Genomic DNA, 8,854 nt, shown 5'->3' on the forward strand with positions numbered 1-8,854 from the left:
CATGGCGATATAGACCGGATGCTTGGGCATCAGATCGGCAATGAACTGGTTGCCGAACTTGGCGTTGAATTCGTCCGCATCTTGGAAATTCATGCCGAAGAAACGACCGGCAACGCCATCCCAGAAAGGCGAACCACCTGCTTCGTCAATGACACCGCGCAATTCGGCCAGCGTACGATCGGCAAAGCGTTCGCGGTGGTTGCGGATGAAGAGATAACGGCTGCGCGCGATGAGCATACCGAGGCCGCCTGCGCGCTCTCCGGGGTGCAGGAACAGCCCCCCAACTTCGGTCGCGCCCTCAAGGTCGGTCGAAAGATTTAAAATGTCGGCCCGGAAAGTGCGTTCCAGTTCGACGCTGTGCTGGGTCAGTGCGCCGATGCGATAGCTGTAAAAGGGCCATTTCTGTCCAACGGCAGAGAAGATCTGGCAGGTGCCTCGCACTTCGCCGGTTTCGCGGTTTTCCAGGACGAATACGAACAGATCGTCGCCTACGCCTTCACCTTCGCGCGCAAAACCCTCGGCCGACCTTTCCAGCTTGGCGGTCAGCGCCTTGCGATCGGGGGGCAGATTGGTGAACCCGCCGCCGGTGCGCTTGGCCATTTCATACATGGGTTGCAGGTCCGACAGGTTGGCCGGACGGATAATGAACTTCATATTGCCCCTTTTTGTGCGATCCGAAGCAGGGTCAAAGCGGAAAGGCGCGCGCGTTCCACCAGGCTTTCGGTTATCAGAAATTCGTCGCTGCTATGAATACTGCCTCCGCGAACACCCATCGTGTCGACAACGGGAACGCCGCAAGCCGCGATATTGTTGCCGTCGCAGACCCCGCCGGTTGACTTCCAGCCGATGGAAAGGCCCAAATCCTCGCCGCAGCGTTTGACGAGGCCGAAGAGCTTTTCAGCGTCTGGTGTCAGCGGCTTGGGCGGGCGGTTGAAATGGCCATGCAGATGGATGGATACCTCATGCTCTTGCTCAATAATTGAAACCAACCTTTTGATTTCATTATAGGCAATGTCCTGAAGTCCAGGGCTATGGGGACGCAGATTGACGCGCAGAACGGCATGGTCAGGCACCACATTGTTCGGGCTGCCGCCATCGATTTTGGCTGGATTGACCGACAGGCCGTCGCGCGTCAGCGCCTTCAGCCGCAACGCAAGGTCTGCTGCCGCGAGCAGGGCGTTTCTGCCTTCCTGCGGATTGCGTCCGGCATGGGCGCTGCGTCCGGTCACGATGATTGAAAAATTGCCGCTTCCGGCCCTCGCTCCGGCCAATGTGCCGTCTGGAAGTGCAGAAGGCTCATAGGTCAAAGCGGCCAGTTTGCCATTGGCCAACTGCTTTATCAGCTCAGCGGAGGAGGCCGACCCAGTCTCCTCATCGCTGTTGATCATCACCTGATACCCGACATTCTGGAATTCCGGTGCAGTTTCGGCTGCAGACAAGGCCGCAAGCATGACCGCAATTCCGCCCTTCATGTCCGCTACACCTGGACCGTTGAGTACGCCTTCATCTAGCCAGCGTTGCTCCTGAAACGGATGATCAACCGCAAAAACCGTGTCCATATGGCCGGTCAGCAGCAGTTGGACCGGTGCGTTCGGGCGCACGGTGGTGACCAGATGGCGGCCATGCGCCACCTCTACAATCGACCCGTCAGCCAGCACTTTTTCAACCGGCGCAGGTTCGACTAGCTCCACCTCGCCATGCAGCGACGCAAAGGCATCTGCGAGCAGACTCGCCGTTGTTCCAAGCCCTTTCAAATTGCCGGTCCCGCTGTTGATACCGGCCCAGATTTGCACTTGCGCCAGCATCCGGTCATGGTCCGGCCGTTCGAGCGCTGCGTGCTCAGATTTCGAAAGCGGTTGCATTTGATATCTGTAGCGGGGTGCAGCGCGTTGCGCCACCCCTAGCGGCGCGTTTAGAGCAGTCGAGCCAGTTCGAGCCATTCCGCAATTGTGAGCGTTTCCGGCCGACGTTCCGCTGCAATTCCGGCGCGCTCCATCGCTTCCACTGCGCCGCGAATACCCTTCAGGCTTTGGCGCAGCATTTTACGGCGCTGGCCGAATGCAGCCGCAGTCAGCGTTTCAAGCGTCGCCATTTGCACGCCCTCGGGCTGCTCTTTTGGCGTCAGGTGCACGACGGCCGACATCACCTTGGGGGGAGGGGTAAAGGCGCTGCGGTGTACCGGCATCGCGATGCGGGCCTCGCACCGCCATTGGGCCAATATCGCCAAACGTCCATAAGCGTCGGTGCCCGGCTTGGCGACGATACGGTCGGCTACTTCGCGCTGGAACATCAGCGTCAACGATTTCCACGCCGGGGGCCATTCGTCGCCACTGAGCCAACCAACGGCGAGCGCTGTGCCGACATTATAGGGAAGATTCGAGACAATGTGGAAAGGCGCACCTATTTCCTGCGCAGGATCGATTTTCATCGCATCGTCTTCGATCACCCGGAGCTGCCCGGGGAAAGCTTCTGATAATTCATCCAGTGCGGGGAGGCAGCGCCGGTCTCGTTCCACCGCGGTGACATTCGCACCCGCACGGAGCAACGCGCGGGTGAGTCCGCCGGGGCCTGGACCAACTTCGTAGACATTCTCGCCGACCAGTTTGCCGGGAATGGCCGCTATTCGATCAAGCAATTGCTCATCGAAGAGAAAATTCTGCCCAAGTGCCTTGCTCGCAGAAAGACCGTGCTTCGCGATGACCTCACGTAGGGGAGGGAGTTGGGGCTGGCTCATGCCGGGCAGGCGGCGGCTTCGGCAAAGGCCTTTCGGTTGGCCACGGCTTCGCCTGCCATTTTTATCGCGGCAATCATCGAATCAGGCCGTGCTTCATTCTTGCCCGCAATGCCGAATGCCGTGCCATGGTCGGGCGATGTGCGGATGACGGGCAGACCCAGAGTGATGTTAACCGCCTCGTGGAAATATAGCGTCTTCAGCGGAATAAGCGCTTGGTCGTGATAGGCACAGAGCGCGGCATCGAAATTTCTTCGCGCTTCCGTGTGGAACATCGTGTCTGCTGGCAGGGGGCCAATGACGTTGAAGCCTTCATCGGCAATTGAAGCAATCGCCGGCGCAAAAATGTCAATTTCTTCGCGGCCCAGATTGCCACTTTCGCCCGCGTGCGGATTGAAACCTGCCAGTGCGAGTCGTGGATTGGCGATGCCGAAATCACGAGCCAATCCTTTTGCAGTCGCCCTGATTCTGCGCCGGATCAGCCTGACATCGAGTTGCGAAGCAACGCTGGCGAGCGGGATGTGCGTCGTCATCGGTACGACGCGAAGGTCTGGTCCGGCCAGCATCATAACAGCATTGCGACGTTCTACGCCGCACCGTTCGGCAACAAATTCAGTCTGCCCCGGATAGTTGAAGCCAATAGCATAAAGCTGCGCCTTGGAAACCGGCCCTGTGACAAGCCCTGCGACCGTTCCGGACCGTGCGAAACCGGTCGCTAGTTCCAGCGCCTGTAAGGCGCAGTGCGCTCCGTCCAGATCCGGGGTACCCGGGATGATCGATGCACAGTCATGAACGTGGAATACCGGGAGAGCGTCATCAAACCGCTCGGCTGCTTGATCCGGATTGTCGATCCTTACGACCGGTCCATCCCAGTGATGGGCGAAGCTCGCAATATCTCCAATGGCAAAAAAGCTTTTCAGCTTCTGCTTTTTGCGTGCTTCCCAAGCCTTGCCGATGATTTCGGGACCGACACCTGCCGGATCACCGCTGGATATGGCCAGCGGCAGGCTGATGTCAGCGCCAGCCATCAATTATATTCGATGATCGCGTCGCGACGCAGATCGCGCAGATAGAGGCGCGCGCGCTTGTTGATTCGCTCATCTTCCAAGCGCGACATCACATCGTCGAACGATTCCTGCGATGCAGTTTCGGGAGCATCGCGGCCGCACAGGACAAAAACGCGAATGCCATCCTCGAGCGAACCATAAGGAGGTGTCGACTGCCCTATTGGCAAGTCCAGCATGATCTGTTGCAACGGTCCCGGCAGATCGCGAACCTTGATGCCATCGCGATTGACCACATCAGCCCCTAGCAACTTTGCGGTATCATCTGCGGTTCCACAGCCACGTATTTTCTGGGTTTCGCTGTTGAAGCGCTTCACCGTCTCGCCCGCTTTGGCCTCGGTTGTACCGGCAGGGAAGTTGATGGCAAGTTGCTTCAGACTCAGTACTGAATCGCGGGGATCGGTCGTTGCCACCTGCCTCTTGTCGATCAACAAAAGCAGCGAGATTCCCCCCGGTGCCGGAACAGCAACAATCTCATTTTCCCGCATTTGCGATGCTGCAGTTGCCAGCGACTGTGGCAACTGCTCCATCCGGACCCAGCCCAGATCGCCACCTACAGCTGCGGTCGAAGCCTCAGAAAACTGCCGGGCATAGGCCGTGAACGATCCCCCTTGCTGGATTTGTTCGAGAATCTTCCGCGCGTTGGCATATACCTGTTCCTGATTTTCGGGGGTTGCCGAAAGATAGATTTCGCCCAGGCGATATTCGGTCGTACCCTTGGTCAGGTTGATGCGTTCCATGATCGCATTCACCTCATCGTCGCTGACGTTGATGAATGGGCGCACATTACGGCTGAGCAGGCGGTTCCATGAAAGCTCGGCCTTGATCTGACGTTTTAGGGTCGCAATCGAACTACCCTTTGAAGAAAGATAGGTTTCGGTTTCTGCAACGGAGCGGTTGAAATTCTGCACGGCCACCCGCTCGAAATACTGATTGACCTCACCATCGGTGACTTCAATCTCGTTGGCTAGGGCTTCCTGTATTTGCAGTGTTTCGTCGATGAGATTGGTCAAAATCTGCGAGCGAAATCTAGCGACTTCTTCAGCAGGCAATTGACCATCGTTGGCCAGAATGATGAGAGCGAGCCGCTCGTCGACTTCGGTGCCGGTGATGATTTCACCATTCACGATTGCCGTAGCCTTGCGAACATTGGGATCGCTGGGCTTGGCCAGCAACTGACCGCCGCCTGGTATGTCCAAGGTTGCTTGGGGAACCGTCTCGTCAGCAACGGATTGGCTGCTCGCGGGCGTCATAGCCAGAACAGCAGCGGTAGAAGTCACCAGTGCAAGACGGTAAATGCTTTTCATTTCCTACTTCCGTAAATGGTCGAAGAGACCGCGCGCAATAGGGCGGGCTGGCTGAACGATAGCTGACAAGCCAGATTTCCCCCTTGGTCGTCTTCCTTAGACGCCCAGATTTTTAAATTCCAGTCTGAACAGGAATGTGTTGCCACGGCGCGCATCACCGGTTGGCTGATAGTCGCGGCGCCAGGTGACGGCAATGGAAAGGCAATCATCGTCATAAGCCAGTCCAAGTCGATGTCGGATCGGTTCATAGCCATCAGAGACCGAGAGTTGATCTTCGTTCTGGTCGGTCAGATCGATGATCGTGGATCCGAACAATGACCAATAGCGGGCAAGCCGCAAGCGACCGGCAAGCCGGATTTCCTCACGATCGGCCAAGTCTTCGATATTGGCACCTATGTCACGGTTTAGACGCAGATATCCTGCCTGAACATAGGTGCCCCGCGATCCGACCGTGGCATCGATTTCGTTCCGGCGAATCGCAAAATTGTCCTTATCCAGCCGAAAACGATGGGTCAGTTTCACAAAATCGCGGAAACGAAATTCGCTGCGACCGACAATATCTGATACCTTGTCCGAAAGACCCGTTCCGTCTGGGAAAATGGCGGTTTTGTTAGAAAGGCGATAGCTTTGTCCGATGTTGAAGTCGAAGCTCGTTGCCTTGCCTTTGATTGACCAGTCCAGGCCATAGGTCAGGCGGACATTATCCTCGATCCGGTCATAGCCTGCAAAGCGATTGAGCGCGAAAAGGTTGCTGTCCTCGAGATCAACCGCTCGCGCATCTTCGTTGGGCATTTTGAGGTTGGATGAAGTATACGCGCCAACCAGCTGCACCCGCGGCGTCACGATTTGGGTGCCGCCAAAGGCCTCGCCCACAAATGGCCAGCGCATATCAACTGCTGCAGTCGCACTGCCACGCCCTTGCCAACCGCTTTCGCCGCGATAGCTGGGTGTTATCGTCGTGAGGTTTTCGTCGCTGTGATAGACATCGCCGCGACCAAGCACGGTGAAATTCACTTCCTGTCCGAGGCCGGTTAATGTGCGCAGATCCCAGCGCCCCGAGGCAAAGGCGCGGCGCGTATCCTGCCCGGAAGTCCGGCCGATTAACAGGCTGTTTGCTTGCAACTGCACCTTTCCGCCCAGCACCGGGTCAGTAAGGCGAAGGCGATAATCAATTTCAGGAAGGGCTATGGGCTGCAGCGCTTGACGGTCGCCAGTACGAAGCGTCTGCACACCCCAGCCGTTGAACGCAAAATAGCTATTCTCGTCGATCCGCTCGACATTGATATTGTTCCGCAGCCGGTCGTCGCGGCTGATGTCATAACGGCGCAGAAAGGTACGGTCTGTTGCAAGGCGTACCGAAGCAGAGGCTGACCAGTTGGGCGTGAACTGGAATTTGCCAGCACCATCGATGTAACCGCGAAAGACATCTTTTCCGATCGCACCGGTGCCTGAAGTTGAGACCTTCTGACTGTAGGTGGCATATCCAGTAATCTGGAATGCACCCTTGTCTTCCCAAGCGCGGTACCGCGCCTGCGCCATTGGTGCGACATCGCTGAACACATGTCCCGATAGCAACAGATCGCGATTGTCGGACAGACGCCAGTAATAGCCCTGTTCAATTTCGACACCGTTGTTGCGGGAGAAACGCAGATTGGGAACGAGGAAGCCGCTTCCTGCTGCGGTCTCTGCAGGGTGCGACAGGCCAGGCAGGGGGATAACCGGCAAGCCGAACAGTTCTATCCGTGCACCTTCATATTTGACGCGCTTTTTGACCGGATCGTAAACGACTTTGACGGCTTTGACCTGCCAGCTGGGATCTTTCGGGCAACCATCAGGGCCCTCGACTGCACAAGGTGTGTACGCGGCGCCTTCCAGCGTCATCATGCCATCAGCGCGGGTCCCTTTGTTGGCGGCGAGTCGGCTGCCGTCGTTGAGGACGAGCAGCATATTTTCGACGATCCCGTCGCGAAGGGACTCGGTCACCTCAATCGAATCGCCATAGGCGACATCACCCTCTGGCCCGACCGAGCGGATATTCCCAGAAGCGGTAACTTTGCCCGAACGACGATCCCATGAAATTAAATCAGCACGCAAAGTGTAGCCGTCGCGGCGTGCGATGACATTGCCGCTGGCTTTTACCGTGTCGGTTGCAAATTCATAATCCAGCTTATCGGCGGAAAAGGCGATTTCGTCTGTGGCCTCACTCTTGGCAGGGGCCATTTCCTGAGCCTTGGCTACTCCACCTAAACCACAGGCAAGTAGCAACGATACGCACAATGCGCTGGCCGGGCTTGCAAGTCTGGATGTCAGGAATGCCATTGATCTGGTCGGGTCCTTTATCGCTGCAATCGGGCAGGGTCCAGTGCCGGATTCAGTCGCCTGTATAACTCATGGAGGCTAAGCCTTGGTTACCGCAACCATCTTTTGCTTTAATCCGGGCTGAATGTTTGCTTATAGCGTTCGCCAGAACGCATGCGGAGCGGATTCCGCGAATTTCTGATCCCAATCGCTGAAAGGCAGTTTCCAGATGCAGGTAAGTTTTGCCGCCGAACGTCCCACCGATACTGACGTCATCGGCTTCGTTATTCAAAAGAGCCAGTGGGAGAGTTTTGCATTCCCGCTCGAAAATGCCGAGGCTGCTCGCGAAACCGCAAAGCTCGCCCGTTTTGAAGGTAATGCCGGGCAAAGCTTTCTCTATTTTGCGCAAGAAGGTGGACGCACAATCCGTATTGCGCTGATCGCTGTCGCCGACGGTGACGCAGCGGATTATCCCCGTGCAGGTGGCGATCTGCTCGCCAAAGTGCAGACTTGTGGCGCAAAGACCATTGCCCTGCATGCAGCCAATCTCGACGCAAAGGCCGCAGTCGAGGTTGCTTATGGCGCGCTGTTGCGGAACTGGCGGATTGACAAATATCGCACGAAACTGCCCGAAACGTCGAAGCCAACGATTACCGGCCTGACAGTAGTGGGCGCACCGGCCGAGGCGGAGACGCTGTGGTCCAGCCATGCGGCAATTGCCGACGGTGTTGCTTTGACCAAGGAACTGGTCAGCGAACCAGCCAATATCATCTACCCAGAAAGTTTTGTCGAACGCTGTCAGCATTTGCAAGCTTTGGGCGTCGAGATCGATGTTCTCGATGACAAGGAAATGGCCAAGCTGGGCATGGGTGCGCTGTTGGGTGTTGCGCAGGGTTCGGTTCGCCCAGCCCGCATGCTGGTGATGAAGTGGGATGGAACCAGTGGCAAGCAGGAAAAGCCGGTGGTGTTCGTCGGCAAAGGCGTGACCTTTGACACTGGCGGTATCTCGATCAAGCCCGCCGGCGGCATGGAAGACATGAAGTGGGACATGGGCGGCGCCGGTGCGGTCGCTGGCGCGATGAAGGCTCTCGCAGGACGCAAGGCCAAGGCCCATGTCGTCGGCATTTGCGGCCTTGTCGAAAATATGCCTGACGGTAATGCACAACGCCCGGGCGACGTCGTTACCAGCATGTCAGGCCAGACCATCGAGGTGATCAACACCGACGCCGAAGGTCGTCTCGTTCTTTGCGATGCGCTGCATTACGCGCAGGAGAAGTTCAAGCCTGACACCATCATCGATCTGGCCACATTGACCGGCGCGATCATCATTTCGCTCGGTAAGGAACATGCTGGCCTGTTTTCGAACAGCGACGAACTTTCGGAAAAGCTTCTTGCCGCCGGCAAAGCGACCGGCGACAAATTGTGGCGCCTGCCGGTTGGTCCCGCCTATGACA

Annotated in this window: 7 protein-coding genes; 1 reads left to right on the forward strand and 6 read right to left on the reverse strand. The window is 57.2% G+C overall.

All coding sequences use genetic code 11. The features are described 5' to 3' along the window. From PKC81_RS13745 to lptD, 6 genes are all read right to left on the reverse strand, one after another. Positions 1–654: arginine N-succinyltransferase (locus PKC81_RS13745; protein WP_324337045.1), on the reverse strand; the 654-nt coding region annotated here is incomplete at its 3' end. Beyond that, the gene (locus tag PKC81_RS13750; RefSeq protein ID WP_324337047.1) at positions 651–1,862 is read right to left on the reverse strand and encodes a hydrolase; all 1,212 of its coding nucleotides are present in this window, start codon (positions 1,860–1,862) and stop codon (positions 651–653) included. The genes PKC81_RS13745 and PKC81_RS13750, both read right to left, overlap by 4 nt. Before the next feature lie 50 nt (positions 1,863–1,912). Continuing rightward, complete coding sequence (rsmA, locus tag PKC81_RS13755) at positions 1,913–2,734, reverse strand: 16S rRNA (adenine(1518)-N(6)/adenine(1519)-N(6))-dimethyltransferase RsmA (protein WP_324337049.1); 822 nt, start codon at positions 2,732–2,734, stop codon at positions 1,913–1,915. Next, positions 2,731–3,759: a 4-hydroxythreonine-4-phosphate dehydrogenase PdxA gene (gene pdxA / locus PKC81_RS13760; protein ID WP_324337051.1), complete on the reverse strand. Its 1,029-nt coding sequence runs from the start codon at positions 3,757–3,759 to the stop codon at positions 2,731–2,733. The genes rsmA and pdxA overlap by 4 nt, the downstream gene beginning before the upstream one ends. Then, the gene (locus PKC81_RS13765) at positions 3,759–5,102 is read right to left on the reverse strand and encodes a peptidylprolyl isomerase (RefSeq protein WP_324337053.1); all 1,344 of its coding nucleotides are present in this window, start codon (positions 5,100–5,102) and stop codon (positions 3,759–3,761) included. The genes pdxA and PKC81_RS13765 overlap by 1 nt, the downstream gene beginning before the upstream one ends. Positions 5,103–5,198: 96 nt before the next feature. Further along, positions 5,199–7,421 (reverse strand): LPS assembly protein LptD, encoded by a 2,223-nt coding sequence (lptD, locus tag PKC81_RS13770; RefSeq protein WP_324337055.1) that lies wholly within the window; start codon positions 7,419–7,421, stop codon positions 5,199–5,201. 208 nt (positions 7,422–7,629) lie between these two features. Between lptD and PKC81_RS13775 the strand changes: the two genes are divergently transcribed. After that, positions 7,630–8,854, forward strand: a 1,225-nt coding sequence (locus PKC81_RS13775; RefSeq protein ID WP_324337057.1) for a leucyl aminopeptidase, incomplete at its 3' end; no start/stop codon positions are given.

The sequence above is a fragment of the Sphingorhabdus sp. genome (genome assembly GCF_035329025.1).
In the GTDB taxonomy this organism is placed as follows: Bacteria; Pseudomonadota; Alphaproteobacteria; order Sphingomonadales; family Sphingomonadaceae; genus Sphingorhabdus_B.

What these genes read in the sequence shown, in the direction of transcription:
- pdxA (WP_324337051.1), bottom strand. Translation starts at nt 3,759, where the DNA reads ATGGCTGGCGCTGACATCAGCCTGCCGCTGGCCATATCCAGCGGTGAT.
- lptD (WP_324337055.1), bottom strand. Translation starts at nt 7,421, where the DNA reads ATGGCATTCCTGACATCCAGACTTGCAAGCCCGGCCAGCGCATTGTGC.
- rsmA (WP_324337049.1), bottom strand. Translation starts at nt 2,734, where the DNA reads ATGAGCCAGCCCCAACTCCCTCCCCTACGTGAGGTCATCGCGAAGCAC.
- PKC81_RS13765 (WP_324337053.1), bottom strand. Translation starts at nt 5,102, where the DNA reads ATGAAAAGCATTTACCGTCTTGCACTGGTGACTTCTACCGCTGCTGTT.
- PKC81_RS13750 (WP_324337047.1), bottom strand. Translation starts at nt 1,862, where the DNA reads ATGCAACCGCTTTCGAAATCTGAGCACGCAGCGCTCGAACGGCCGGAC.